Raw genomic sequence first — 25,048 nt, 5'->3', positions numbered from 1 at the left:
GCAAATGCTTCCAGCACAATGTAGGGAGGGAAATAACCATGTCCGGCGAACACGCTCAATTGAGCGACGAAGCCCGGGATCGCTATTGGTCGAAAACCAGAAGCCTGACGATCGTCGTTCTCGTGCTCTGGTTCTTCTTCTCACTGGTGATCCCCTGGTTCGTCAGCTCGCTCAACAGCGTCACCTTCCTGGGCTTTCCACTTGGCTACTACATGATCGCCCAAGGCTCGCTGATCGCCTTCGTTGTTCTCATCTTCTTCCAGAACTGGCGCCAGGACCAGATCGACGAAGAATTCGGCGTTGCCGACGACTAGGAGACGTATCATGGCCATGATCAAAGGGGCTTTTCTCGACAATATCGGCCGCGTCTACGGGATCTACACCGGCGGCTTCATCGCCTTCATCATCCTGATGGCGATCCTCGAGCAAATGGGCGTTGGCGCCGACACGATCGGCATCCTGTTCGTCGCCTTCACCATCGCCATCTACGCGCTGATCGGCTGGCTGTCGCGCACGATGGAAGTCGACGCCTATTACGTCGCAGGCCGTCAGGTTCCGGCGGTCTATAACGGCATGGCCACGGCGGCCGACTGGATGTCGGGCGCGTCCTTCGTGGCGCTGGCCGGCGGCGTCTATTTCGGCGGCTACGGCTATATGGCCTTCATCGTCGGCTGGACCGGCGGCTACGTGCTCGTCAACTCGCTGATGGCGCCTTATCTGCGCAAATTCGGCTGCTACACCGTGCCCGACTTCGTCGGCACGCGCTACGGCGGCAATCTCGCCCGCTTCTGCGCGGTCGTGGTGCTCGTGGTGGCGTCGTTCACCTATGTCACGGCACAGATCAACGCCACCGGCACGATCGCCGCGCGCGCCCTGCACATCCCGTTCTCCTACGGCGTGTGGTTCGGCCTGCTCGGTATTCTCCTGTGCTCCATGCTCGGCGGCATGCGCGCCGTGACCTGGACGCAGGTGGCGCAATACATCGTGCTCATCATCGCCTATCTGGTGCCGGTGATCTGGATGTCGAACGCGCAGGGTTTCGGCATCATTCCGCACTTCACCTATGGCGAGGCGGCGGCCGGCATGGCCCAGTTCGAAGCGCAATACGGTCTCAATCCGCCGGCTGAGGCCATACCTGGCCTGTCGGTGCTGACCACGCCCCATACCGGACCGGTCGGCGATCTGGCGCAGTGGAAATTCGTCACGCTGGCCTTGTGCATGATGGCCGGTACCGCGTCGCTGCCGCACATCCTCATGCGTTACTTCACGACGCCGTCCGTGCGGGCGGCGCGCAAGTCGGTGGCCTGGTCGCTGCTGTTCATCTTTCTGCTCTACTTCACCGCACCGGCCCTCGCCACGCTGACAAAGCTGCAATTGCTCGATCCCAGCCTGCCGACCGCGATCATCGGCAAGTCGATCGAGGAGGTGCAGAACCTGGCCTGGATCCAGAACTGGTCCGATGTCGGCTTCCTGGCCGTCGTCGATCAGAACGGCGACGGCATCCTGCAATTGAACGAGTTCTTCATGCGACCCGACATCGTCGTCTTGGCGACTCCGGAAATTGCCGGCCTGCCCTATGTCATTTCCGGCCTCGTCGCGGCCGGCGGCATGGCAGCCGCGATGTCGACCGCCGACGGCCTGCTTCTGGCGATCGCCAACGCGCTCAGCCACGATCTTTACTACAAGATCATCGACCCGAAAGCGGACACCGCCGTCCGGCTGATCGTGGCACGCGTGCTCCTGCTCGTCATCGGCGCCGCGGCGGCCTTGATCGCCTCGCTGCAGTTGACCGGCATTCTGGGAGCTGTGGCCTGGGCGTTCTGCTTCGCGGCCTCGGGCCTGTTTTTCCCACTGGCGCTCGGCGTATGGTGGAAACGGGCCAACACGGCCGGCGCGATCGCAGGCATGGTCTTCGGCTTCACCGCCGGCTCGGCCTATCTCTACTACGTCTATACCGGCGGCACGCCGTGGATGGGGCTCGACCATCTGCGTTTCGGCATCGTCGGCATGGCGACCAGCCTCGTCGCCATGGTCGTCGTCACCTTGCTGACACCGGCGCCGGACGAGGAAACCCAACGCATGGTGGACGAAACCCGGGTGCCGACCGGACCGGCCATTCTTGCGGCCAAGCATTGACTTGGAGCACACTGCGCGCGGGGACGGGCGTCAATCCCGTCCCCGCGTTTTCGCGCAACGGACCCTCCCGGCATGGACCACACATTCGCGGCCTTTCCCCTCTGGGTGATCGTGATCGACTACCTGCTCGGCATCGTCATGTGGACGCTGATCGGGCGGGCGGCGATGAACGTCTTTTTGCCCGAGGATTCCGATTTCTTTTTCATGAAATTCTTCGTGCGGGCGACCAACCCGATCTTGCGCCTGTTCCGCCCGATCACGCCGTCTTTTCTGCTTGATCCGCTGGTGCCGGTGTTCGTCGCCTGGTTCTTCTACATGATCCGCTTCTACCTGATGCCTTGGCTTTTGGGCTATTCGGTCATGGGCATGCTGTCTTTCCCGCTGGAAGGGGAAATCGCGCAGGCGCTCTACCGCATGTTCGGCGGCGGCGGCTGAAAAAGGGCGGCGCCGTCGCCCGTTCAGTCGAGTGTCGCCATAAGCGCGTGGGCGGCAACGATGTCGGCAAAGCGCATCGTGCGCTTGCGCGCCGCCTCGGCATCCTCGCCCCACTGGGCGATGTTCCAGTCCTCGTCGACATGCGCGCTTGCCCAGGCCCGATCGAGATCGACAGCACCGTCCTCCAGCGCCAGGGCGATCAGCGCCGATCCGGTCAGCGTGGTCATCACGTGCAGGCAGGCGAGCCGGAAGGGGTCGCTGCGTGCGCGCAGATGGACGCCGACCGCGGCGATCGACTCGCGCGGCTGCTCGACATGCATCACCCCCTCGGCAAGCACGAAACGCGCGCCCAGCCGCGTCAGCGCCCAGTCGAGCACCGGGTCCCAGGCCTCGGCCTGCAACGCGGCCAGCCGTTCCGGGGTGTCGGCGCGGTAACACACCAGATCCGAGGCGGCGAAACGCAGAATATCCTCGAGCACCGCCTGCGTATCGTGCGCCACGCCGTCGATCACCGTATTGGCGATACGCGTCACCGGCATCGTCATCGGGTCGATGATCTCGCCCTGGGCGGCAAATTCGCCGGCCACCAGTTCGGCCGCCGCCGCATTGGGCAGCGCAAGCAGCGCCCGACCCGGCGTGCGTACCGGCTTGCCGTCGAGCCGTACCTCATGGCCACTCTCGCCGACGGAAGCGGTGGCCTGCTTGTAGAAGCGTTTCGGCAAGGGCTGGCGCATCTTTTCCTGCGCCCGCTTCATCGGATCGGGGCCGGCCAGCCCACGTTGGTCGTTCAGATCGTTGAGTATGTCGCGCATGAGGTTGTCCATCGGCAGAAAGGGAAGAATGGCGGCGGTTCAGCCGCGCGGCCGGCGCCGCGGCGGCCGGTTGGCAAGCACGATGCCGACCGCGATCAGCGCAAGCGCGGCCACGATGCGCGCCGACAGCGGCTCGCCGAGCAGCAGCCCGCCCAACATGACGCCAAAAACCGGCGTCAGGAAGGCAAAACTGGTCAACCCGCCCGCCGGATAGCGCCGCACCAGCCAGAAGAAGACCAGATAGGTGAACGCAACGACGTAGATCGCCTGGAACAGCATCGCCGCGCTGGCCAGCGCCGTGACCTCGCGCAGGGCGGGACCGGAGACCGCCAGCAGCGGTAACGCCAGCACCGCCGACACGACAAGCTGGTAAAGCAGCACTTTTTCGGGGCTCGCCGTCGCCAGCCTGCTTTTGCGGATCACCAGCACCGTCGCCCCCCATAACGCGCCGGCCACCAGGCACATGATGTCGCCGCGGATCGCGGTCGGACTGGGCAGGCTGAGCTTGTCGGAAAAGACAAGCGCGACCCCGCCGAAAGCCAGCACCGTGCCAACCAGTTTCATGATCGACATGCGTTCGCCGAGCAGGAAATGCGCGCCGACCAGCACCCAGAACGGCATGGTGTTGAGCATCAGCGCGCTGCGGGCGACGCTGGTATAGTCCAGCCCCCAGAACAAAAGCACGAACTCGCCGCCGAAAAGCAGCCCCGCCAAAATGCCCGGCCACATCGTGCCGTCGCGTTCGAACAACGCCACGCCGCGCCAACGACACCAGCCGTAAACGCAGGCGGCCCCGATCGCCGAGCGCAGGATCGTCAGCAAGACCGGGCTGTAGCCGACCCCCGCCAACTTGGCGGCAACCCCGTTCAGCCCCCACGAAAAGGTGAGCACGACCATCAATGCGGCCGCGAAGCCATCGATCGCGCCGTACCGTTCGACGGGCTGCGCGGCGCCGCTCATCGCTCCGGCGCCTCGTTTTCGTCGAAACCAAGCAGGTTGAAGCTCTGCACCATGTGCGGCGGCAGCGGCGCGGTTACGTCGATCGTGCCACCGCGCGGATGCGGGATCACGATCCGGCGCGCATGCAGGTGCAGCCGGTTCTGGATACCGCCCGGCATTTCCCAGTTCTGGTCGGCCTCGAAATATTTCGGATCGCCGATGATCGGGCAGCCGATCGCGGCGGCATGGACGCGCAACTGATGGGTTCGCCCCGTAAACGGTTCCATCTGCAGCCAGGACAGCGCCATACCCGCCTGCTCGATGACCCGGTAGTGGGAGATCGCGTGATCGGCTCCCGCCTCGCCATGCCGGGCAACCCGCATGCGGTCGCCATCCGGTGTCTGTTCCTTGACAAGCCAGGACGATATCCGGTCCTCGCGCTTGCGCGGCACGCCCTTGACCAGTGCCCAATAGGTCTTTTTGGCGTCGCGCCCGCGAAAGGCCTCGGCCAGCCGCATCGCGGCCTGGCGCGTGCGCGCCACCACCAGCGCGCCCGATGTGTCGCGATCGAGGCGATGCACCAGCCTGGGCTTTTCGCCCTTCTTGTTGCGCCAGGCCTCCAGCATCTGGTCGAGATGGCGCGACACGCCCGAGCCGCCCTGCACCGCCAGGCCGGACGGCTTGTCGAAGACGAACACCTGCGGATCCTCGTAGAGAAGCATTTTCGACAGCAGGTCGGCGTCGCTGCGGTCGCGCATGGTGCGCTGCGTCAAGGGCGCCTCCCCCTTGCGGTCGACGGCAAGCGGGGGAACCCGCACCACCTGCCCCGGCTCCACGCGCGTGTCCGATTTCGCGCGGCCGCCATCGACGCGGATCTGGCCCGAACGCAGCAGCTTTTGCAACTGCCCGAAGCCGAGGCCGGGAAAATGCGCCTTGAACCAGCGGTCGAGCCGCATGCCGGCCTCGCCGCTCTCCACCGTGATCTGCTCTACGCCCGCCATCGCCTGTCGCCGGTCATGTCCGTTTCAAGCCGCGCACTTATCATCCGGCAAGAGCTCTTGCGAGCCACAATCCGCAAAACAGAGCCCCCACCGCGCCAATCATGCTGGCGGCCATGTAGAATGCGGCCAGGCCGACGGCGCCACGCTCCCACAAAAGCGCCACCTCGAGCGAAAACGCCGAAAAGGTGGTGAAGCCACCCAAAAGCCCGGTGGCCACGAACAGGCGCAGTTCCGGCGGCGCGCCGACGCGGCGGGCGAGCAGTTCGACGAACAGCCCCATCGCGAAACCGCCGACTATGTTGACGCTCAGCGTTGCCCAGGGAAAGCCGGGCCCCAGCAGGCGCAGAAACAACAACCCGGTCAAATGGCGCAACGACGCGCCGATGGCGCCGCCGGCCGCGATGATGGCGATATCCTTCATGCGGCCACACCTTGGCCATCGCCGGCCCGGAGTCAATCGGGCCGCACGACCTGTTGCACCGCCAGACCTCCGGTGCGGGGCGCCTGACGCCCCGCCTCCGGCGTTCTCAGCCCGCCTGCCGCTTGGCGGCGGCCCGACCGTCGGCGCAGTGCTCGATGAAACCGGTCACGAAGGCGGCGAGCGCGTTCCAGTTGGTGAATTCGTGATCCTTGGTCACGTCGGTCGGCCCGCCCTCGCGATAGGCGATATGTTTCATCAACAGCCGCTTGAGGAAATCGTAGCGCGGATAGCGCAGCGCACCGGCCGCCTGGTGCACCAGCCCCGGATGCCAGCCGGTCTGATCGAAAAACGTCTGGGTGATCTTCTGAATCTCGGCATGTTCCTCCGGAAACGGCGACGCGGAGGCAAGCGAGACCGAAATAAAGGCCCCGGGCAGACCGGCGAGCGCGGTATCGTGTGCGCTCAGCCAATGCGCGATCGCGCTTGGAAACTGCCCCATATGGACCGGCGCGCAGACGATGACCGCATCGGCAAGATCAAGATCGGCGTCGCCAAGATCGCCGGCATCGAACACGGTGACCTGATGACCGAGGCTCTGGATCGTCGCCGAGACGGTGCGCGCGATCTTGCGCGTATGGCCCTCGACGGTTCCGTAAATGACGATGACATGCATGCGACTGTTCCTTTCCTTGTCTCGAAAGGGTCAGCAGACCCGCACCGCGCAAGCCTCGAAGGTGAAGTCGGTGTCAGGCCCGGTGCGCGAGGCATCGAACTGACGGCCGTCGACGCACTGGACACGCGCCTCGAAGACCTGCCGGCCACCGAGCTCGTATTCGCGCGCGGCAATGAAATAGGCGACTTCGCACTGTTTTTCGGCGGCGATGGCACGCGTGATCTCGTCCAGCCACGCCGGATCGGTGGATTGGGCCGCCGCAGGCAGCGCCAGCGCGCCGACGACAGGCAGGGCGGTGATCAACGTTCGGTAGGCCAAGGCACGTTCTCCGAAAACCGCGTCATATTCGCAGCCTTCGCGGCTTCGGTCCTTGATCCCGGTCAAGCGGCCCGCAAGCCCCTTACCGACGGAGCGCCGCCAGCTGGTCGCGCAGGCGAGCGCCGACTTGCAGACCGAGCGCGGCGGCCGGCCGATTGACGGCCGAGACGACGCCGCCGGCCAGACTATCGTCTGCCTCGCCGATGCGCGCCGTATCGTGGGCGACCGCGCAGGCGGCAATACCTGCGCGCGCCAGCCGGTCGAGCCCGGCAATGCCGGCCCGCTGCTTGCCGATGCCGGCATCGTTGAAGACGTAGAGCCTGGCTGCGACCGCCGCCGCGAAGCGGGCCGCGCTGACGCCGCCATGCGAGCCGGTCACCACCACCTTGCCGGCGTCCTCGGGCACGATCTGGGTGATGGAATCGATCAGCACGAGGTCGACATCGCCGATCTTGTCGCCGCGGCGACCGGATCCGGCGGTGTCGGCGTCGCGTCCGTTCATCCGCCCGAACGGTCCCGACGCAGCTTGGCCCAGTAGTCGAGCCGTTTGCGGATATCGCGCTCGAAGCCGCGCTCGGGCGGGTCGTAATAGGTCTGGCGCCCCATACGTTCGGGAAAATAGTCCTGGCCGGAGAACGCGTCGTCCTGGTCATGGTCGTAGAGATAGCCGCCGCCATAGCTCTCCGCCTTCATCAGCTTGGTCGGCGCGTTCAAGATATGCTTGGGCGGCATCAGCGAGCCGTGCTGCCTGGCGTCGCGCATCGCCGCCTTGAAGGCGGTATAGACGGCGTTCGATTTCGGCGCGGTGGCCAGATAGACGCAGGCCTCGGCCAAGGCCAGTTCGCCCTCGGGCGAACCGAGATAATCATAGGCGTCCTTTGCGGCATTGGCGACGACGAGCGCTTGGGGGTCGGCCAGGCCGATATCCTCGCTTGCCATACGCACCAGCCGCCGGCCGATATAAAGCGGGTCCTCGCCGGCATCGAACATGCGCGCGAGATAATAAAGGGAGGCGTCGGGATCGGAGCCGCGCACCGATTTATGCAGGGCGGAAATCAGATTGTAATGCCCGTCCTGGCCTTTGTCGTAGATCGGAGCGCGGCGCTGGACGATCTCCTGCAAGGCAGTCGCGTCGAACACCTCGTCCGTGCCCGCCGCGCGCCAGATCTCCTCGGCAAGCGTCAGCACCGCACGGCCATCGCCGTCGGCCATCCGCGTCAGCACGGCGCGCGCCTCCTCATCGAGCGGCAACGGTCGTCCCTCGGTCTCCTCGGCTCGTGTCAGAAGAAGCTCCAGAGCCTGGGCGTCGAGCGCCTTGAAAACCAGAACCCTTGCCCGCGACAACAACGCGGCGTTGAGTTCGAAGGACGGGTTTTCCGTCGTCGCGCCAACGAGGATCACCGTGCCGTCCTCCATCACCGGCAGGAAGGAATCCTGCTGGGCGCGGTTGAAGCGGTGGATTTCGTCGACGAACAACAAGGTCTGATGACCATTGGCACGCCGCAGCCGCGCCGCCTCGAACACCTTCTTGAGATCGGCGACGCCGGAAAAGATCGCCGATATCTGCTCGAAGGCGAGACCGGTCTCGCCCGCAAGCAGGCGCGCCACGGTGGTCTTGCCGGTTCCGGGCGGCCCCCAGAAGATCATCGACCCCAGCGAGCCCGAGCGGATCAACCGCGTCAGCGCGCCGTCCGGACCGGTCAGGTGCTCCTGACCGACGACATCGGCAAGTTTCTGCGGCCGCAGCCGGTCAGCGAGCGGGCGGGCCGGCTCGCGTTTCGGTGCCTCGTCGGCCTGGAACAGATCCCCCATGCGGTACGCACCACCCGTCAGTAACGCAGCATCTGGCGCAGCAACTGGCCGTCGCGTTCGACGGTGAAGCGCCACCAGCGCGTGTTTTCAGACGCCGCGGAGACGAGAGCCTCGACCGTGTCGATCGGCACACCGTTGACCTCGCGCACGATGTCGCGCGGCCTGAACCCGAACCCGGCCGCAGGCGATCCGCGCGGCACCTCGACCATCGCCACGCCCGTCGTGCGCGCCGGCAGGCGCAGGCGCTGGGCGAGACGTGGCGACAGCGTGGCCACCCTGGCGCCGGCAAACGGGCTCTCGCCGTCGATTTCGACAGGACCGCCGCCCCTGCCTTCGGGCGCCCGCGCCAGCGTCACCGAGATCTGGCGCCTGGCCCCCTGGCTCAGTATGTCGAACGCGACCGCGCTGCCCATTGGCTGCGTGGCCAGACGGTAGCCAAGCGCGTCGACATGCTCGATCGACGCGCCGTTGAGCGCCAGCACCACGTCGCCGGGCTTGAGCCCCGCGGTCGCCGCGGGGCCCTCGGCGTCGACCGCCGCCACCAGCGCGCCGGCCGGTCGCTCCATGCCGAGCGCCTCGGCGATCTGCGCGGTGACGGGCTCGAACTGCGCCCCCACGAACGGCCGTTCGAAATGGTCCTCGCCCTGCCGAGCGGCTTCCACGACGGCGCGCACCATGTTTGAGGGAATGGCGAAACCGATGCCGATCGAACCGCCGGTACGGCTGTAGATCGCGGTATTGATGCCGACCAGGCGGCCGGCCATGTCGATCAGCGCGCCGCCCGAGTTGCCCGGATTGATCGCGGCGTCCGTCTGGATGAAAAAGCCGAAATCGACGATGCCGATATGGTTGCGCGCCAGCGCCGACACGATGCCGCTGGTCGTCGTTTGGCCAACGCCGAACGGGTTGCCGATCGCCAACACCAGATCGCCGACCTCCAGCGCATCGGAATCGCCGATGGCGATGGTCGGGAAATCCGCATCAGCCTCGATCTTCAGAACCGCAAGGTCGAGCGATTCATCCTTGAGCAGGATCGCGCTTTCATATTCGCGCCCATCCGACAGCGCCACCTTGATGTCGTCCGCCTCGCCGATGACGTGATAATTGGTCACGATCAGGCCCGAGGGATCGACGATCACGCCCGAGCCGAGCGAGGACTGCACCCGGGGCGGCATGCGCCGGCCGAAAAACTGTTCGAAAAACGGGTCGCCGGCAAAGGGCGAACGCGCCGCCACCACTTGCTTGGCATAGACATTGACGACGGCCGGCGCGGTCTCGCGCACCAGCGGCGCGAACGACAATTGAATGTCCTTGCGGGCAAACGGCACCCTGCGCTCGGGACCGCTCTGCGTGGCCCCGGTTTCTGCGGGTTGGGTGTCGTCCTGCCCGTTCCGGCCAGGCAGGAGTTCGTTCAAAAGGCCGCGCAGCCCGCCGGCATCTTCCTGCGCATGCAAAGGCACCGCGGTGCCGAGCGGCATCAGGGCTGCGATTGCCAACGAGACCAGCGCGACGGCCAGCAATTTGCGCATCAACGAATCCTCCAAGGCGGCACTCGTCCCATTGTCACCCCGATTGTGCAAATTGGAAGGCGGCCCAAGGCCGTAACGGCCGCATCGGGCATGTTTGTGCGCAGCCGTTGTCCCGGTCGACCAGGCGGCGTCGCCCGCGGCCCGATCGCGGTGATGCGGCTGGCTCTTGCGTGCCTGAAAAAATGCCGCGCACGCAAAGAAGGGGCCGTCCGGCCCCTTCCAGCTCTTCCGATACTGACCTTGGGTCGCTTACGCGGCCTCGGTCTCCTCGACCTTGTCCTCGGCCTCGACGCGGGCGCGATCGGCAGCGCCCTTGGCCGAAACGTCGCGGTCGACGAACTCGATCACCGCCATCGGCGCGTTGTCACCGTGGCGGAAACCCGCCTTCATGATGCGCAGATAGCCGCCATTGCGCTCGGCGTAGCGCGGCGCGATGGTGTCGAACAGACGCTGAACCAGCTTGTCGCTGCCCACGCGCGAGATCGCCTGCCGGCGTGCGTGCAGATCGCCGCGCTTGCCGAGCGTGACGAGCTTTTCCACGATCGGACGCAGCTCCTTGGCCTTCGGCAAGGTGGTGGTGATCTGCTCATGCTCGATGAGCGATGCGGCCATGTTGGTGAACAGGGCCTTGCGGTGGCTTGCGGTGCGGTTCAGCCGGCGGCCGGAACGTCCGTGTCGCATGAGCCTTCTCCTTCAAATCCAAACTGTCCGGACCAGCCGGCTCTCAATACTGATCTTCGTAGCGCTTGGCGAGATCTTCGATATTGTCCGGCGGCCAGTCCGGCACTTCCATGCCCAGATGGAGGCCCATGGCGGCCAGGACTTCCTTGATCTCGTTCAAGGATTTGCGCCCGAAATTCGGCGTGCGCAGCATCTCGGCTTCCGTCTTCTGGATCAGGTCGCCGATATAGACGATGTTGTCGTTCTTCAGGCAATTGGCCGAACGCACCGACAATTCCAGTTCGTCGACCTTCTTCAACAGAGCCGGGTTGAAGGCCAGTTCGGTCACCTGTTCCTGGGCGACCTCCTTCTGCGGCTCCTCGAAATTGACGAACAGGCCGAGCTGGTCCTGCAGGATGCGCGCGGCAAACGCCACCGCGTCCTCGCCGGTGATCGACCCGTCGGTCTCCAGCGTCATCGACAGCTTGTCATAGTCGAGAACCTGGCCCTCGCGGGTGTTTTCCACCTTGTAGGACACTTTCTTGACCGGCGAGTACAGGCTGTCGACGGGGATCAACCCGATCGGCGCGTCCTCGGCACGGTTGCGCTCGGCCGGCACGTAACCCTTGCCGGTGTCGACGGTGAACTCCATGCGGATTTCCGCACCCTCGTCGAGCGTGCAGATGGCGTGATCGGGGTTGAGCACCTCGATGTCGCCGACCGTCTGAATGTCGCCGGCCACCACGACACCCGGCCCCTGCTTGCGCACGACCATGCGCTTGGGACCGTCGCTCTCCATGCGGATCGCGATTTCCTTGATGTTGAGGATGATGTCGGTAACGTCCTCGCGCACACCGGCGATGGAGGAGAATTCGTGCAGGACGCCGTCGATCTGGACGGCGGTGACTGCTGCACCGCGCAACGACGACAACAGCACGCGACGAAGCGCATTGCCGAGCGTCAGCCCGAAACCGCGTTCCAGCGGTTCGGCGACGAGTGTCGTCACCGTCTTGCTCTTGGACGAGAACTCGATCTTGTTGGGCTTGATCAGTTCCTGCCAGTTCTTCTGGATCATGTGTTTGTCCTTCCGGTACCCCGCCACCATCCAATCGTGGCGGGCGAGCTGGAAACCGCGGGGGAGCGCACCCGGCGCTCGTGCGGCGTGGTATCGACCTGCGTCAGACCCGGCGCTTCTTGCGCGGGCGGCAACCATTGTGCGGGATCGCCGTGACGTCGCGGATCGAGGAGATCGTGAAGCCGGCCGCCTGCAGCGCGCGCAGCGCCGATTCGCGGCCCGACCCCGGTCCGCTCACTTCGACGTCGAGCTGGCGCATGCCGTGTTCCTGGGCCTTGCGCGCGCAATCCTCGGCCGCGATCTGCGCCGCGAACGGGGTCGATTTGCGCGATCCCTTGAAGCCCTGGGCACCGGCCGACGACCAGGCGATGGTATTGCCCTGCGCGTCGGTGATGGTGATCATGGTGTTGTTGAAGGTCGAGCTGACATGCGCCACGCCCGACGAAATATTCTTGCGCTCGCGGCGGCGAACACGCGCGGCTTCCTTGGCCATATTATTCCTTTCGTTCGATATCGACGCCGCCGTAATGCCAGCGGCTACACCTTGACGGACTGGCGGGTCTCACCCCCGGACCGGATCAACCGGCCCGACGGCCTCCGCCTGCCCACTCTTACTTCTTCTTGCCGGCGATCGCCTTGGCCGGCCCCTTGCGGGTGCGCGCATTGGTATGGGTGCGCTGACCGCGAACCGGCAGCGACCGGCGATGGCGCAGACCGCGATAGCAGCCCAGATCCATCAGACGCTTGATGTTCATCGACACTTCGCGACGCAGATCGCCCTCGACCTGATAGTCGCGATCGATCGATTCGCGGATATGCATGATTTCGGCATCGGTCAGCTGGCTCACCCGGCGGTCGGCGGGGATATTCGCCTTGGCGACGATCTCGGCCGCGAACTTCGGGCCAATGCCGTGAATGTACTGCAGCGCGATGACAACGCGCTTGTTGGTCGGAATGTTGACGCCGGCTATACGAGCCATCTGTATCTCCATGTGGGCCGGCCATGCCGGCGCTTATCCAAAACCGCTTCGCGTCCGGTGGAGCCCGGCCCTTGCAAAGGTTCCCTTCAGATGCAACGACAAAGCCGAGCCGAACCGGCCCAGCCGACTGTCTGTCTGATGGGAGACGCGCCGCTATAGTCCAAGCAGCCCGTCCCGTCAACCGGTCATTCAGCGTACTGGCGCGATTTCCTGGAGAACGGCCTCGACCGCCTCGGTGACCGCGTCGATCGAGGCCATGCCGTCGACCCCGACCAGCTTGCCCTTGGCATGGTAATAGCCGATCAATGGCGCCGTCTTCTTGTAATATTCGCGCAGACGCTCGTCGAACACTTCCGGGTTGTCGTCCTTGCGCGGCGGCTGCCCGGCTGCCTGGGCCTCCTCGGCCCGCTTGACGATGCGTCCGACCAAGGCCTTGTCGTCGACGACGAGTTCGATCACCGCGTCGAGACCCAGGCCACGTTCACACAGCATCGCTTCGACCGCGTCGGCCTGGGCCAGCGTGCGTGGATATCCGTCGAGGATGAAACCACGCGCGCAGTCCGGCTGGTCGATCCTTTCGCCGACGATGGCGTTGACGATCGCGTCCGAAACCAGTTCGCCTGCGTCCATGACCGCCTTGGCCCGGAGCCCGACATCGGTTTCGGCCTTGACGGCGGCCCGCAACATGTCGCCCGTCGACAGCTGCGGAATACCGTGTTTTTCGACCAGCCTTTGCGCCTGCGTCCCCTTCCCCGCTCCCGGCGGACCGAGCAGTATCAGCCTCATCGCCCCCTCTTTCCTCCGCGAAGCTTCGATTTCTTGATCAGCCCCTCATACTGATGCGCGATCAGATGTCCCTGGACCTGCGAAACGGTATCGAGTGTTACGCTGACCACGATCAGGAGGGAAGTACCACCAAGGTAGAAGGGAACGCCGGTGGCCGAAATCAGGAACTCGGGCACCAAACAGACCAGAACGAGATAGATCGCGCCGACCACGGTGATGCGCGTGAGCACGTAATCGATATATTCGGCCGTCCGCTCGCCCGGGCGATAGCCGGGAATGAAGCCGGAATGCTTCTTCAGCTGGTCGGCCGTGTCCTTCGGATTGAACACGATCGCGGTGTAGAAGAAGGCGAAGAAGGCGATCATCGCCGCGTACAGGATCATGTAGAGCGGCTGACCGTGGCCCAGCGTGGCCAGTATCGAATTGGCCCAGCCCGGCAAGGTCGACGTGTCGGAAAAGCCCGCGAGTGTCGCCGGCAGCAGAAGAAGCGAGGAGGCGAAGATCGGCGGAATGACGCCGGCCGTGTTGAGCTTGAGCGGCAGGTGCGAGGTGTCGCCCTGGAACATGCGGTTGCCGACCTGGCGCTTCGGATATTGGATCAGCAGCCGGCGCTGGGCGCGTTCGAAAAACACGATCAGCGCGATGAGCGCGATCGCCAGCACGATAATCGCCAGGATGATGCCGGTCGACAGGGCCCCGGTGCGGCCGAGTTCCAGCGTACCGCCGAGCGCGGAAGGCAGGCCTGCGACGATGCCGGCAAAGATGATCAGCGAAATGCCGTTGCCGATGCCGCGCGCGGTGATCTGCTCGCCCAGCCACATCAGGAACATGGTGCCGCCGACAAGCGTGATGACGGCCGAAATCCGGAAGAACCAGCCCGGATCGGCGACGATGTTGGTCCCGCTCTCCAATCCGACCGTGATGCCGTAGGCTTGGACGGTTGCGAGCAACACCGTGCCGTAGCGCGTATATTGGTTGATGACCTTGCGGCCCTGCTCGCCTTCCTTCTTGAGCTGTTCCAGCGTCGGGATCACCGACGTCATCAACTGCATGATGATGGAGGCGGAGATGTAGGGCATGATGCCGAGCGCGAAGATCGCCATACGCTCGACCGCGCCGCCGGCAAACATGTTGAACATGCCGAGCACCCCGCCCGACTGCTGTTCGAACGCCTGGGCGAAGGCTTCCGGATTGATGCCGGGAATGGGGATATAGGTGCCGAGCCGGTAGACAAGCAGCGCGCCGAGCGTGAACCAGATTCTCTTTTTGAGATCCTCCGCCTTGGCGAAGGCGGCGAAATTGAGATTGGATGCTAGTTGCTCAGCAGCAGATGCCATGGAAAATTCTCCGCTTCGTCACGCCGCTGGTCCGTTCGTTCCGAACGGCGCGCGTCGCCGAAGCCCCGAGATAGGCTCCGGCCAGCCAAGATGCAAGCGGCGGCCTTGGGCCGCCGCTATCGGTCGCACCGGGTGCCGGTCTATTCCGCGGCGGGCTTTTCCGGCACTTTGACGGAACCGCCTGCCTTTTCGACCTTTTCCACGGCCGCCTTCGAGGCGCCGGCAATGTCGAAGGTCAGCTTGGCTTTCAGCTCGCCGTCCGAAACCAGGCGCACACCGTCCTTGACGCGACGAATCACGCCGGCCTTGACGAGCGCCTCGGCCGTCACCGTCTCCTTGGCGTCGAGCTTCTTGGCATCGATCGCGGTCTGGATGCGGGCCAGCGACACGACGTTGAATTCCTTCGGGAAAGGAACCTTGAAGCCGCGCTTGGGCAGACGCCGGTAAATCGGCATCTGGCCGCCCTCGAAGCCGTTGATGGACACGCCCGAACGCGATTTCTGGCCCTTAACGCCACGACCGCCGGTCTTGCCCAGACCAGAGCCGATGCCGCGCCCGACACGCTTGCGCGAATGGGTCGCGCCGTCCTTGTCACTCAGTTCGTTGAGTTTCATGTCGATACTCCAGCGTCGCTCAGGCCTCGTCCACGACGCGGACGAGATGTTGCACTTTCGCGATCATGCCGCGCACGGAAGGCGTGTCCTCCAGCGTGCGCCGGCGATGCATCTTGTTGAGTCCCAGCCCGATCAGCGTCGCGCGTTGCACGCCCGGGCGACGGATGGGACTGCCGGTCTGCTCGACCGTAACGGTCTTGCCGCTCTTTTTCTCAGCCATTGTCCTGCTCCTCAGTCAGCCGATCGACGGCCTATTCTTCGGCGGCGGCGGAGCCGCGGCGCGCCTGAAGCGACGAATATTTGATGCCGCGCTGGGCGGCGATGTCCTTGGGGTGCATCTGCTGCTTGAGAGCGTCGAACGTGGCGCGCACCATGTTGTAGGGATTGGACGTTCCCATCGACTTGGCGACCACGTCGTGCACGCCGAGCGTCTCGAACACGGCGCGCATCGGACCGCCGGCGATGATGCCGGTACCGGCCTTGGCGGCGCGCAGAAGCACTTTGCCGGCGCCGTGGCGGCCGGCCACATCGTGATGGAGCGTACGGCCCGAACGCAACGGCACGAAGATCATCTCGCGCTTGGCGCTCTCGGTCGCCTTGCGGATCGCCTCCGGCACTTCGCGAGCCTTGCCGTGACCGAAGCCGACGCGGCCCTTCTGGTCGCCCACGACGACAAGTGCGGCGAAGCCGAACCGCCGGCCGCCCTTGACGACCTTGGCGACGCGGTTGATGTGAACGAGCTTGTCGACAAATTCGCTGTCGCGCTCGTCGCGGTCACGATTGCGACCGTCCCTGCGATCCTGTGCCATTATCCTGTTCCTTGTTCTTTTCCGGAAGCACGGTTGGTGTTGAGAACCCGCACGGCGTCACAAGGCCATGCGGGCGGCGATTAGAAGCTCAGGCCGCCCTCGCGGGCTGCCTCGGCCAGCGCCTTGACGCGGCCGTGATAGAGATAGGCGCCGCGGTCGAAAACCACGTCCTTGACGCCGGCCTTGACGGCGCGTTCGGCAAGCAACTTGCCGACGGCGGCTGCCGCGTCCGCGTCCGCACCGGTCTTGAGCGACCCCTTGAGGTCCTTCTCGAGCGTCGACGCGGCGGCGACGGTATGGCCCTTCTGATCGTCGATGATCTGGGCGTAGATATTCTTCGACGACCGGTGAACCGAAAGCCGAAGGCGATCGCCCGACACCGCCTTCAACTGACGGCGAACGCGGGCGGCGCGGCGCTGAGCGGGATGCTTCGAAGCCATGGCCTGCTTTCCTTACTTCTTCTTGCCTTCTTTGCGCACGATGCGCTCGTCGGCATAACGCACGCCCTTGCCCTTGTAGGGCTCGGGGCCGCGATATTTGCGGATTTCCGCGGCGACCTGGCCGACCTTCTGATTGTCGATGCCGCTGACCACGATTTCGGTCGGCTTCGGCACCGCGATCTCGATGCCTTCCGGAGCCTCGTAGACGACCTCGTGGCTGAAGCCCAGCGAAAGCTGGAGCCTCTTGCCCTGCATCGCGGCGCGATAACCGACGCCAGTGATCTCGAGCCGCTTTTCAAAGCCGCTCTTCACGCCGTCGAGAATGTTGCCGATCATCGTGCGCGACATGCCCCACTTGGAGCGCGCGTCCTTGGACTGGTCGCGCGGGTCGACCTTGATGCCGTCATCGTCGAGCTTGACCAGAACTTCGTCATTGACGACGAAGGTGAGCTCGCCCTTCGGGCCCTTGGCCCTGACGGTCTGGCCGTCGACGCTGGCCGTGACGCCCTCGGGCACCGGCACGGGTTTCTTACCAATACGAGACATTTTCCCGTCCTCGTCTTCCTGTTCCGTTTCCCAGCCCGATCAGAAGATCTGGCACAGGACCTCGCCACCGACATTGTTCTCGCGCGCCTCGTGGTCCGCCATCACGCCCTTGGGCGTGGACAGGATCGAGATGCCGAGGCCGTTGGAAACCTGCGGGATCGACTTGGCCGATACGTAGACGCGCCGACCGGGCTTCGACACGCGGGCGATCTCGCGGATCACCGGCACGCCGTCGAAATATTTCAGTTCGATCTCGATTTCCGACTTGCCGTTGTCGAAATCCGTCTGGCTGTAGTCGCGGATATAACCTTCCGACTTCATCACTTCCAGAACGCGGGCACGCAGCTTGGACGCCGGCGTCGATACCGTGTTCTTCTTGCGGCCATAGGCGTTGCGGATGCGGGTCAGCATATCGCCGAGAGGATCACTCATGGACATCGCACGCCCTCCTTACCAGCTCGACTTCACAAGGCCCGGGATCATTCCCAGCGAGCCCAGTTCGCGCAGCGCCACACGAGACATGTTCAGCTTGCGATAATAGGCACGCGGGCGACCGGTCACCTCGCAGCGGTTGCGGATACGCACCTTCGAGGAGTTGCGCGGCATCGCGGCAAGCTTGAGCTGGGCGCGGAAGCGGTCTTCCATCGGCAGGCTGCGGTCCATCACGATCGCCTTGAGCGCGGCGCGCTTGGCGGCATGGCGCGCAACGAGTTGGCGGCGGCGCTTGTTCTTTTCGACTGAGCTGGTCTTTGCCATTTCAGATTGTCCTTTCTCGCTGCCGTTACTGCCTGAACGGGAAGTTCAGGGCCTTCAGCAAGGCCCGAGCCTCGTCGTCGGTCGGGGCAGTCGTACAAACGATGATGTCCATTCCCCAGATCTGATCGACCTTGTCGTAATTGATCTCGGGAAACACGATATGTTCCTTGATGCCCATGGCGAAATTGCCGCGGCCATCGAAGCTCTTCGCATTCAGCCCGCGGAAGTCACGCACGCGCGGCAGCGCGATCGTCACCAGACGATCGATGAAGTCGTACATGCGATCCTTGCGCAGCGTCACCTTGGCGCCGATCGGCATGCCCTCGCGAACCTTGAAGCCGGCGATCGAGTTGCGGGCGCGGGTCACGACCGCCTTCTGGCCGGCGATCAGCGCCAGGTCTTCCGCCGCCGTGGTCGGCTTCTTGGAATCCGCCGTGGCCTCGCCGACACCCATATTGATGACGACCTTGTCGAGACGCGGAACCTGCATCTCGTTGGCGTAGCTGAACTGGTCGCGAAGCGCCTTGCGGATCGTCTCCCTGTAGAGCGTCTTCAGGCGGGGTTCGTAAGCCTTCTCAGACATCGATCGTTACTCCCGAGCGCTTGGCGACGCGCACCTTCTTGCCGTCCTTGACCTCGAAGCCGACGCGGGTCGGCTTGCCGTCCTTGGGATCGGCCAGCGCGAGGTTGGACAGGTGGATCGGCGCGTCGATCGCGACGATGCCGCCTTCCTGGGTCTGCGTCTGCCGCTGGTGGCGGCGTACAACGTTGATGCCGCGCACGACCGCCTTGTCGTCCTTCGGCATGACCTTCAAAACTTCACCGGTGCGGCCCTTGTCCTTGCCGGCGAGCACGACGACTTTGTCGCCCTTACGGATCTTCTGCATCAGTCCGGCTCCTTAAAGCACTTCCGGCGCGAGCGAGATGATCTTCATGTGGCTCTTCGCGCGCAGTTCGCGCGGCACCGGTCCGAAGATACGCGTGCCGATCGGCTCTTTCTTGTTATCCACCAAGACGGCGGCATTCTTGTCGAAACGAATGACGCTGCCGTCCGGACGACGGATATCCTTGGCCGTGCGAACCACGACCGCCCTCATCACATCGCCCTTCTTCACGCGGCCGCGCGGGATGGCTTCCTTGACCGACACCACGATGATGTCGCCGACGGAAGCGTATTTCCGCTTCGAGCCGCCCAGCACCTTGATGCACATGACACGACGGGCGCCGGAATTATCCGCGACGTCGAGGTTTGTTTGCATCTGAATCATGACTGGCCGCCTTCTTCTTGTTCAGGGGGACAGGCCAACGCCCTCCCCGGCTTCCTTGATCGTTGCTATTCGGCCTGCGCTTCGGTCGTCACCACGACCCAGCGCTTGTCCTTCGAAATCGGCCGCGATTCCTGGATGAGCACGGTATCGCCGACCTTCAAGCTGTTGGCCTCGTCATGCGCCTTGTAGTTCTTCGACGTACGCACGGTCTTCTTCATCACCGGATGGGTGAAGCGACGCTCGACCTTGACGACGACGGTCTTGTCGTTCTTGTCAGACACGACCGTGCCCTGCAGGATGCGCTTTGGCATGTGTTTGTCCTTACGCCTTCTTGTCCGCCGACTTCTCGGCGACGATGGTCTTGATACGCGCAATGTCCCGACGGACCTGCTTGACGCGCGCGGTCTTCTCGATCTGACCGGTGGCCTGCTGGAAGCGCAGGTTGAACTGCTCCTTCTTCAGGCCGGCGAGATCGTCGGTAAGCTGGTCGAGGGTCTTGGCCCTGATATCCGAGGCTTTCATCTGTCAGCCCTTTCTATTCGACGATGCGCTGCACGAAGCGCGTCTTGACGGGGAGCTTGGCAGCGCCGAGCCGCAGCGCCTCGCGCGCGATCGTCTCGTTGACGCCGTCGAGCTCGAACATGATCCGGCCCGGCTTGACCCGGCAGACCCAGTAATCCACCGAGCCCTTGCCCTTGCCCATGCGGACTTCGGTCGGCTTCGACGTCACCGGCACGTCCGGGAAGATGCGGATCCACACCCGACCCTGGCGCTTCATCTCGCGGGTGATCGCGCGGCGTGCGGCCTCGATCTGGCGCGCGGTCACGCGCTCCGGCTCGAGTGCTTTCAGGCCGAAGGACCCGAAATCGAGATTGGTGCCGCCCTTGGCCGCGCCATGGATCCGACCCTTGAACTGCTTGCGGAACTTCGTGCGCTTCGGCTGCAGCATCGTTTTCTACTCCAAATTCCGTTTTGCCCGCGGCAACCGATCAGGCGTTTTCGCGACGACGGCCACCGCCGCCCTGATTCTCGCTCTCGGCCACGCGGCGTTCGGACGCCATCGGGTCGTGCTCGAGGATCTCGCCCTTGAACACCCACACCTTGACGCCGCAGATGCCGTAGGCGGTCTGCGCCTCGGCGGTCCCGTAGTCGACGTCGGCGCGCAGCGTATGCAGCGGCACGCGGCCCTCGCGATACCATTCCATACGGGCGATCTCGGCCCCGCCGAGACGGCCGGAACAGTTGATGCGGATGCCTTCCGCGCCCAACCGCATGGCCGACTGCACCGCGCGCTTCATGGCGCGCCGGAACGCGACACGGCGCTCGAGCTGCTGGGCGATCGACTGCGCGATCAGCGTCGCGTCGATCTCGGGCTTGCGCACCTCGACGATATTGAGATGCGTCTCCGACTGGGTCATCTCGGTCAGCTTGCGACGCAGCTTCTCGATGTCGGCGCCCTTCTTGCCGATGATCAGGCCCGGGCGCGCGGCATGGATCGTCACGCGGCACTTCTTGTGCGGACGCTCGATCACCACCTTGGAAATCGCGGCCTGCTTGAGTTCGGACATCAGATATTTACGGATCTTGATGTCCTCGTGCAGCAGCTTGCCGTATTCGCCGGTATTGGCGTACCAGCGCGAGTCCCAGGTCCGGTTGATGCCGAGACGAAGCCCGACCGGATTGACTTTCTGGCCCATCAGGCGGCCTCCACGTTGTCTTCTACTTCGCGAACCACGATCGTCAGGTTCGAGAATGGCTTCTCGATGCGGCTGGCACGACCACGGCCGCGCGCATGAAACCGCTTCATGGTGATCGACTTGCCAACGAAGGCTTCCGCCACGACAAGCGAATCAACATCGAGATCGTGGTTGTTTTCCGCATTTGCGATCGCGGATTCCAGTGTCTTTCTGACCGTGCCGGCGATGCGCTTGCGCGAGAATTCGAGATCCGCGAGCGCGCTCGCCACCTTCTTGCCGCGGATCATCGCGGCCACCAGGTTGAGCTTCTGAGGGCTGACGCGGATCGTGCGCAACACGGCGCGCGCCTCGTTGTCAGCAAGCCGGCGCGGAGCTTTGGCCTTGCCCATGGTTATTTCCTCTTCGCCTTCTTGTCCGCCCCGTGGCCGTAATAGGTCCGGGTCGGCGCGAATTCACCGAATTTATGCCCGACCATGTCTTCCGACACGGAAACCGGCACGTGCTTCTGGCCGTTGTAAACGCCAAAGGTCAGGCCGACGAACTGAGGCAGAACGGTGGAGCGACGGCTCCAGATCTTGATCACCTCGTTGCGGCCGCTCTCGCGCACCTTCTCGGCCTTCTTCAGCATGTAGCCGTCGATGAAAGGGCCTTTCCAGACTGAGCGGGTCACTTCGCGTTACCTCTTATGACTTGCGCGCATGACGCGAGCGCATGATGAACTTGTCGGTCGACTTGTTGGAGCGCGTGCGCTTGCCCTTGGTGGGCTTGCCCCAAGGCGACACCGGATGGCGACCGCCCGACGTGCGGCCTTCGCCGCCGCCATGCGGATGGTCGACCGGGTTCATGGTCACGCCGCGATTGTGCGGACGCTTGCCGCGCCAGCGCGTGCGACCGGCCTTGCCGTCATTGATGTTGGCGTGGTCGGGATTGGAGACCGCGCCGATCGTGGCCATGCACGAACCGTGCACCAGGCGCTGCTCGCCGGAATTCAGTCGCAGGATCGCCATGCCCTGGTCGCGACCGACCAGCTGGACATAAGCGCCCGCCGACCGCGCCACCTGGCCACCCTTGCCGGGCTTCAACTCGACATTGTGCACGATCGAGCCGATCGGCATCGCCGACAGCGGCATCGCATTGCCCGGCTTCACGTCCACCGACGCGCCGGCGATCACCTTGTCGCCGACCGCCAGGCGCTGCGGCGCCAGAATGTAGGACAACTCGCCGTCGTCGTAGCGCACCAGCGCGATGAACGCCGAACGGTTCGGATCGTATTCCAGCCGCTCGACCGTCGCCGACACGTCGACCTTGCGCCGCTTGAAGTCGACCACGCGATAGGTCCGCTTGTGGCCGCCGCCGATGAAGCGCGCCGTCACCCGGCCGGCATTGTTGCGGCCGCCGGATTTCGTCAGACCCTGCGTCAGGCCCTTGACCGGCTTGCCTTTGTAGAGGCCGGAGCGATCGACGATGATCAGCTGACGCTGACTCGGCGTGATCGGATTGTACTTCTTGAGTGCCATAACCCTACCTCAAGCCTCTCAAAGACCCGTCGCGATATCGATCGACTGGCCCTCGGCCAGCGTCACGACGGCTTTCTTGACATCGCTCTGCTGGCCGATAGTGCCGCGGAACCGCTTCACCTTGCCCTTGCGAACGAGCGTGTTGACGGCCATGACCTTGACGCCGAACAGCGCCTCCACGGCAGCCTTGATCTCCGGCTTCGACGCCTTGCGGGCGACCTTGAAGACCACCTGGTTGACTTCCGAGGCCATGGTCGACTTTTCGGTGATCACCGGGCTGACGATCACGTCGTAATGGCGCAGATCCGTCATTTGAAACGCTCCTCGAGCGCCTCGATGGCCGATTTCGACAGAACCAGCGTACCGCGGCGCAAAATGTCGTACACATTGATGCCCTGGATGGGCAGCACGTCGATATTGGGGATGTTCGCCGCCGCCTGCTTGAAGTTGGCGTCGATCTCCGCGCCGCCGATCATCAGCGCGTTGTCGAGACCGAGCTTCTGGAAGCTGGCGACCAAGGCCTTGGTCTTGGCCTCCGGCAGCGCCAGATCGTCGATCACGATCAGGTTCGACGCCTTGGCCTTCGCCGACAGGGCGTGTTTCAGGCCGAGCGCGCGCACCTTCTTGGGCAGTTCGTGCTCATGGCTGCGCACCACCGGCCCGTGGGCCCGGCCGCCGCCGCGGAACTGCGGAACCCGCGCCGACGAGTGACGGGCGCGGCCCGTCCCCTTCTGCCGGTACATCTTGGCACCGGTGCGCGAAATCTCCGAGCGCCCCTTGGTCTTGTGGGTGCCCTGCTGCTTCTTGGCCAGCTGCCAGCGCACGACGCGCTGCAAAAGGTCCTCACGCGGGTCGAGCCCGAAAATCTCGTCCGACAGCGACGCCTTGCCCGCGTCCTTGCCGGCCAGCGTTGTGATCTTGATATCCATCACTCGGCACCTTCCTGAGCGGCGGCTTGACTTGCGCCAGCATCGTTCGCGGCAGCGGCCCGGAACGCGGCCGGCTTCGGCGCATTGTCCGGCAGCGAAGCCTTGACGGCGTCGCGCACCAGGATCCAGGCGCCCTTGGAACCGGGAACCGCGCCGCGCACCAAAATCAGGCCGCGGTCGACATCGGTCGACACCACTTCCACGTTCTGGGTGGTGACCCGCGTCTGACCCATGTGGCCGGCCATTTTCTTGCCCTTGAACACCTTGCCGGGGTTCTGGTTCTGGCCGGTCGAGCCGTGCGTGCGGTGCGAGATCGAGTTACCGTGGGTCGCGCGACCGCCACCGAAATTGTGACGCTTCATCACGCCCTGGAACCCCTTGCCGATCGAGGTGCCGGTGACGTCCACCTTCTGCCCCGCGACGAAATGGTCGGCCGTGATCTCGGCGCCCACGTCGAGCAGGCATTCCGGGGATACGCGGAACTCGGCCAGCTTCGACTTGGGCTCGACGGACGCGGTGGCGAAATGGCCCCGCAGCGCCTTTGTCGTGTTCTTGACGCGGGCAAGCCCTACGCCGAGCTGGACAGCCGTGTAGCCGTTCTTTTCCTGGGTGCGCTGCGCAACAACCTGACAGTTCTCCATCCGCAGAACCGTCACGGGCACGTGTTCGCCCGCTTCGTTGTAGATGCGCGTCATCCCCACCTTCTGTGCGATAACACCTGAACGCATCGGTTCGATTTCCTTCTCAAGAGTTCCCGGGCGGGGCTCGAGCGCCCCACCGCGCCTCTTCTCAGCTCGTTAGAGCTTGATCTCAACGTCGACGCCGGCGGCCAGGTCGAGCTTCATCAGCGCATCGACCGTCTGCGGCGTCGGATCCACGATGTCGAGCAGACGCTTATGCGTGCGCATCTCGAACTGTTCGCGGCTCTTCTTGTCGATATGCGGCGAGCGGTTCACGGTGAACTTCTCGATCCGCGTCGGCAGCGGAACCGGCCCGCGCACATTCGCCCCGGTACGCTTGGCCGTCGACACGATCTCCCGGGTCGAGGCGTCGAGCACACGGTGGTCGAACGCTTTGAGGCGAATTCGGATATTTTGTCCGTTCATGGATAGTGTCCTTGTTTGGCGGGGTGCGGCGGGATTGCCGCGCCCGCGCCAGACCGGTTTTGCCTTATTCGGTGATCGAGGCGACGATGCCCGCGCCCACGGTGCGCCCGCCCTCGCGGATGGCGAAGCGCAGCTTCTCCTCCATCGCGATCGGCACGATCAGCTCCACGTCCACCGTCACGTTGTCGCCAGGCATCACCATCTCCGTGCCTTCCGGCAGCGTCACAACACCCGTCACGTCCGTCGTGCGGAAGTAAAACTGCGGACGGTAATTGGTGAAGAACGGCGTGTGGCGACCGCCTTCCTCCTTCGTCAGGATGTAGGCTTCCGCCTTGAACTTGGTGTGCGGCATCACAGAGCCCGGCTTGCACAGGATCTGCCCGCGCTCCACGCCCTCGCGGTCGACACCGCGCAGAAGCGCGCCGATATTGTCGCCAGCCTGGCCCTGGTCC

Annotated in this window: 39 protein-coding genes and 1 pseudogene; 3 read left to right on the top strand and 37 right to left on the bottom strand. The window is 64.4% G+C overall.

Annotated elements, in window-relative coordinates; all coding sequences use genetic code 11:
• Positions 1-38: 38 nt before the first annotated feature.
• The 3 genes from C7T96_RS00200 (at position 39) to C7T96_RS00190 (ending at position 2,571) form a co-directional block, all read left to right on the top strand.
• Positions 39-314 carry a DUF4212 domain-containing protein gene (locus C7T96_RS00200; protein ID WP_106569174.1) on the top strand — a complete coding sequence of 92 codons (276 nt, stop codon included), beginning with the start codon at positions 39-41 and terminating at the stop codon, positions 312-314.
• A 10-nt stretch (positions 315-324) separates the two neighbouring features.
• Entirely contained in the window at positions 325-2,136 is a 1,812-nt protein-coding gene (locus C7T96_RS00195; protein WP_106569173.1) for a sodium:solute symporter family protein, read from the top strand.
• Positions 2,137-2,208: 72 nt separating this feature from the next.
• Positions 2,209-2,571 (top strand): YggT family protein, encoded by a 363-nt coding sequence (locus C7T96_RS00190; protein WP_106569172.1) that lies wholly within the window; start codon positions 2,209-2,211, stop codon positions 2,569-2,571.
• 23 nt (positions 2,572-2,594) lie between these two features.
• Here the strand turns inward: C7T96_RS00190 and C7T96_RS00185 are convergent, their stop codons facing one another.
• The 37 genes and pseudogenes from C7T96_RS00185 to C7T96_RS00005 all read right to left on the bottom strand — a co-directional run.
• Complete coding sequence (locus C7T96_RS00185) at positions 2,595-3,383, bottom strand: ATP12 family protein (protein ID WP_106569171.1); 789 nt, start codon at positions 3,381-3,383, stop codon at positions 2,595-2,597.
• A gap of 39 nt (positions 3,384-3,422) precedes the next feature.
• Positions 3,423-4,343 carry a DMT family transporter gene (locus C7T96_RS00180; RefSeq protein WP_106569170.1) on the bottom strand — a complete coding sequence of 307 codons (921 nt, stop codon included), beginning with the start codon at positions 4,341-4,343 and terminating at the stop codon, positions 3,423-3,425.
• Positions 4,340-5,323 (bottom strand): RluA family pseudouridine synthase, encoded by a 984-nt coding sequence (locus C7T96_RS00175; RefSeq protein WP_106569169.1) that lies wholly within the window; start codon positions 5,321-5,323, stop codon positions 4,340-4,342. The genes C7T96_RS00180 and C7T96_RS00175 overlap by 4 nt, the downstream gene beginning before the upstream one ends.
• 40 nt (positions 5,324-5,363) lie before the next feature.
• Positions 5,364-5,744, bottom strand: a complete 381-nt coding sequence (gene crcB / locus C7T96_RS00170) for a fluoride efflux transporter CrcB (protein ID WP_106569168.1) — start codon at positions 5,742-5,744, stop codon at positions 5,364-5,366.
• A gap of 106 nt (positions 5,745-5,850) precedes the next feature.
• Entirely contained in the window at positions 5,851-6,417 is a 567-nt protein-coding gene (locus tag C7T96_RS00165) for a flavodoxin domain-containing protein (protein ID WP_106569167.1), read from the bottom strand.
• Between the two features lie 30 nt (positions 6,418-6,447).
• Entirely contained in the window at positions 6,448-6,735 is a 288-nt protein-coding gene (locus tag C7T96_RS00160) for a hypothetical protein (protein ID WP_146149119.1), read from the bottom strand.
• A gap of 82 nt (positions 6,736-6,817) precedes the next feature.
• Entirely contained in the window at positions 6,818-7,237 is a 420-nt protein-coding gene (locus C7T96_RS00155; RefSeq protein WP_199190384.1) for a hypothetical protein, read from the bottom strand.
• On the bottom strand, positions 7,234-8,547 hold the full coding sequence (locus tag C7T96_RS00150) for a replication-associated recombination protein A (protein WP_106569165.1): 1,314 nt from the start codon (positions 8,545-8,547) through the stop codon (positions 7,234-7,236). The genes C7T96_RS00155 and C7T96_RS00150 overlap by 4 nt, the downstream gene beginning before the upstream one ends.
• A 17-nt stretch (positions 8,548-8,564) precedes the next feature.
• Positions 8,565-10,025, bottom strand: coding sequence for a DegQ family serine endoprotease (locus C7T96_RS00145; RefSeq protein ID WP_238719843.1), 1,461 nt, complete (start codon positions 10,023-10,025; stop codon positions 8,565-8,567).
• Between the two features lie 300 nt (positions 10,026-10,325).
• Positions 10,326-10,757 carry a 50S ribosomal protein L17 gene (gene rplQ / locus C7T96_RS00140; protein ID WP_106569164.1) on the bottom strand — a complete coding sequence of 144 codons (432 nt, stop codon included), beginning with the start codon at positions 10,755-10,757 and terminating at the stop codon, positions 10,326-10,328.
• A 43-nt stretch (positions 10,758-10,800) separates the two neighbouring features.
• Positions 10,801-11,811: a DNA-directed RNA polymerase subunit alpha gene (locus tag C7T96_RS00135; RefSeq protein ID WP_106569163.1), complete on the bottom strand. Its 1,011-nt coding sequence runs from the start codon at positions 11,809-11,811 to the stop codon at positions 10,801-10,803.
• A gap of 103 nt (positions 11,812-11,914) precedes the next feature.
• Complete coding sequence (rpsK, locus tag C7T96_RS00130) at positions 11,915-12,304, bottom strand: 30S ribosomal protein S11 (RefSeq protein ID WP_106569162.1); 390 nt, start codon at positions 12,302-12,304, stop codon at positions 11,915-11,917.
• A gap of 118 nt (positions 12,305-12,422) precedes the next feature.
• On the bottom strand, positions 12,423-12,791 hold the full coding sequence (gene rpsM / locus C7T96_RS00125) for a 30S ribosomal protein S13 (RefSeq protein ID WP_106569161.1): 369 nt from the start codon (positions 12,789-12,791) through the stop codon (positions 12,423-12,425).
• A 189-nt stretch (positions 12,792-12,980) separates the two neighbouring features.
• A complete protein-coding gene (locus C7T96_RS00120; protein WP_106569160.1) occupies positions 12,981-13,577 on the bottom strand; it encodes an adenylate kinase in 597 nt (198 codons plus the stop codon).
• Positions 13,574-14,914: a preprotein translocase subunit SecY gene (gene secY / locus C7T96_RS00115; RefSeq protein ID WP_106569159.1), complete on the bottom strand. Its 1,341-nt coding sequence runs from the start codon at positions 14,912-14,914 to the stop codon at positions 13,574-13,576. Before secY ends, C7T96_RS00120 begins: the two co-directional genes overlap by 4 nt.
• A gap of 140 nt (positions 14,915-15,054) precedes the next feature.
• Positions 15,055-15,528 (bottom strand): 50S ribosomal protein L15, encoded by a 474-nt coding sequence (gene rplO, locus C7T96_RS00110; RefSeq protein WP_106569158.1) that lies wholly within the window; start codon positions 15,526-15,528, stop codon positions 15,055-15,057.
• A 19-nt stretch (positions 15,529-15,547) separates the two neighbouring features.
• The gene (gene rpmD / locus C7T96_RS00105) at positions 15,548-15,748 is read right to left on the bottom strand and encodes a 50S ribosomal protein L30 (RefSeq protein WP_106569157.1); all 201 of its coding nucleotides are present in this window, start codon (positions 15,746-15,748) and stop codon (positions 15,548-15,550) included.
• 31 nt (positions 15,749-15,779) lie between these two features.
• Positions 15,780-16,337 carry a 30S ribosomal protein S5 gene (gene rpsE, locus C7T96_RS00100; protein WP_106569156.1) on the bottom strand — a complete coding sequence of 186 codons (558 nt, stop codon included), beginning with the start codon at positions 16,335-16,337 and terminating at the stop codon, positions 15,780-15,782.
• Positions 16,338-16,417: 80 nt separating this feature from the next.
• Positions 16,418-16,777: a 50S ribosomal protein L18 gene (rplR, locus tag C7T96_RS00095; protein WP_106569155.1), complete on the bottom strand. Its 360-nt coding sequence runs from the start codon at positions 16,775-16,777 to the stop codon at positions 16,418-16,420.
• Between the two features lie 12 nt (positions 16,778-16,789).
• Positions 16,790-17,323 carry a 50S ribosomal protein L6 gene (rplF, locus tag C7T96_RS00090; RefSeq protein WP_106569154.1) on the bottom strand — a complete coding sequence of 178 codons (534 nt, stop codon included), beginning with the start codon at positions 17,321-17,323 and terminating at the stop codon, positions 16,790-16,792.
• A gap of 39 nt (positions 17,324-17,362) precedes the next feature.
• Entirely contained in the window at positions 17,363-17,761 is a 399-nt protein-coding gene (rpsH, locus tag C7T96_RS00085; RefSeq protein WP_106569153.1) for a 30S ribosomal protein S8, read from the bottom strand.
• A gap of 12 nt (positions 17,762-17,773) precedes the next feature.
• Positions 17,774-18,079 (bottom strand): 30S ribosomal protein S14, encoded by a 306-nt coding sequence (gene rpsN, locus C7T96_RS00080; RefSeq protein WP_106569152.1) that lies wholly within the window; start codon positions 18,077-18,079, stop codon positions 17,774-17,776.
• A gap of 25 nt (positions 18,080-18,104) precedes the next feature.
• Positions 18,105-18,662, bottom strand: coding sequence for a 50S ribosomal protein L5 (gene rplE, locus C7T96_RS00075; protein ID WP_106569151.1), 558 nt, complete (start codon positions 18,660-18,662; stop codon positions 18,105-18,107).
• Positions 18,655-18,966, bottom strand: a complete 312-nt coding sequence (gene rplX, locus C7T96_RS00070; RefSeq protein ID WP_106569150.1) for a 50S ribosomal protein L24 — start codon at positions 18,964-18,966, stop codon at positions 18,655-18,657. The genes rplE and rplX overlap by 8 nt, the downstream gene beginning before the upstream one ends.
• Positions 18,967-18,978: 12 nt before the next feature.
• Positions 18,979-19,347, bottom strand: coding sequence for a 50S ribosomal protein L14 (gene rplN, locus C7T96_RS00065; RefSeq protein WP_106569149.1), 369 nt, complete (start codon positions 19,345-19,347; stop codon positions 18,979-18,981).
• A 65-nt stretch (positions 19,348-19,412) separates the two neighbouring features.
• Positions 19,413-19,658 carry a 30S ribosomal protein S17 gene (rpsQ, locus tag C7T96_RS00060; RefSeq protein ID WP_106569148.1) on the bottom strand — a complete coding sequence of 82 codons (246 nt, stop codon included), beginning with the start codon at positions 19,656-19,658 and terminating at the stop codon, positions 19,413-19,415.
• A 10-nt stretch (positions 19,659-19,668) separates the two neighbouring features.
• Positions 19,669-19,869, bottom strand: coding sequence for a 50S ribosomal protein L29 (gene rpmC / locus C7T96_RS00055; protein WP_106569147.1), 201 nt, complete (start codon positions 19,867-19,869; stop codon positions 19,669-19,671).
• Positions 19,870-19,882: 13 nt separating this feature from the next.
• Positions 19,883-20,296, bottom strand: coding sequence for a 50S ribosomal protein L16 (rplP, locus tag C7T96_RS00050; RefSeq protein WP_106569146.1), 414 nt, complete (start codon positions 20,294-20,296; stop codon positions 19,883-19,885).
• Between the two features lie 40 nt (positions 20,297-20,336).
• On the bottom strand, positions 20,337-21,044 hold the full coding sequence (gene rpsC, locus C7T96_RS00045) for a 30S ribosomal protein S3 (RefSeq protein WP_106569145.1): 708 nt from the start codon (positions 21,042-21,044) through the stop codon (positions 20,337-20,339).
• Positions 21,044-21,433, bottom strand: a complete 390-nt coding sequence (rplV, locus tag C7T96_RS00040; protein WP_106569144.1) for a 50S ribosomal protein L22 — start codon at positions 21,431-21,433, stop codon at positions 21,044-21,046. Before rplV ends, rpsC begins: the two co-directional genes overlap by 1 nt.
• 2 nt (positions 21,434-21,435) lie before the next feature.
• On the bottom strand, positions 21,436-21,714 hold the full coding sequence (gene rpsS / locus C7T96_RS00035; protein WP_106569143.1) for a 30S ribosomal protein S19: 279 nt from the start codon (positions 21,712-21,714) through the stop codon (positions 21,436-21,438).
• Between the two features lie 13 nt (positions 21,715-21,727).
• Entirely contained in the window at positions 21,728-22,561 is an 834-nt protein-coding gene (gene rplB, locus C7T96_RS00030; RefSeq protein ID WP_106569142.1) for a 50S ribosomal protein L2, read from the bottom strand.
• 18 nt (positions 22,562-22,579) lie between these two features.
• Positions 22,580-22,873 (bottom strand): 50S ribosomal protein L23, encoded by a 294-nt coding sequence (locus C7T96_RS00025; RefSeq protein ID WP_106569141.1) that lies wholly within the window; start codon positions 22,871-22,873, stop codon positions 22,580-22,582.
• Entirely contained in the window at positions 22,870-23,490 is a 621-nt protein-coding gene (gene rplD / locus C7T96_RS00020; RefSeq protein ID WP_106569140.1) for a 50S ribosomal protein L4, read from the bottom strand. Before rplD ends, C7T96_RS00025 begins: the two co-directional genes overlap by 4 nt.
• On the bottom strand, positions 23,490-24,218 hold the full coding sequence (gene rplC / locus C7T96_RS00015; protein WP_106569139.1) for a 50S ribosomal protein L3: 729 nt from the start codon (positions 24,216-24,218) through the stop codon (positions 23,490-23,492). The genes rplD and rplC overlap by 1 nt, the downstream gene beginning before the upstream one ends.
• A 69-nt stretch (positions 24,219-24,287) precedes the next feature.
• Positions 24,288-24,596: a 30S ribosomal protein S10 gene (rpsJ, locus tag C7T96_RS00010; RefSeq protein WP_007009511.1), complete on the bottom strand. Its 309-nt coding sequence runs from the start codon at positions 24,594-24,596 to the stop codon at positions 24,288-24,290.
• Positions 24,597-24,660: 64 nt separating this feature from the next.
• A pseudogene (locus C7T96_RS00005) lies at positions 24,661-25,048 on the bottom strand (elongation factor Tu); the annotation flags it as partial.

This window comes from Nitratireductor sp. StC3, assembly GCF_003015025.1.
Lineage (GTDB): Bacteria > Pseudomonadota > Alphaproteobacteria > Rhizobiales > Rhizobiaceae > Mangrovimarina > Mangrovimarina alexandrii.
Note: the sequence above shows the minus strand (reverse complement) of the source record. Positions and strands in the feature narration are given on the sequence as shown.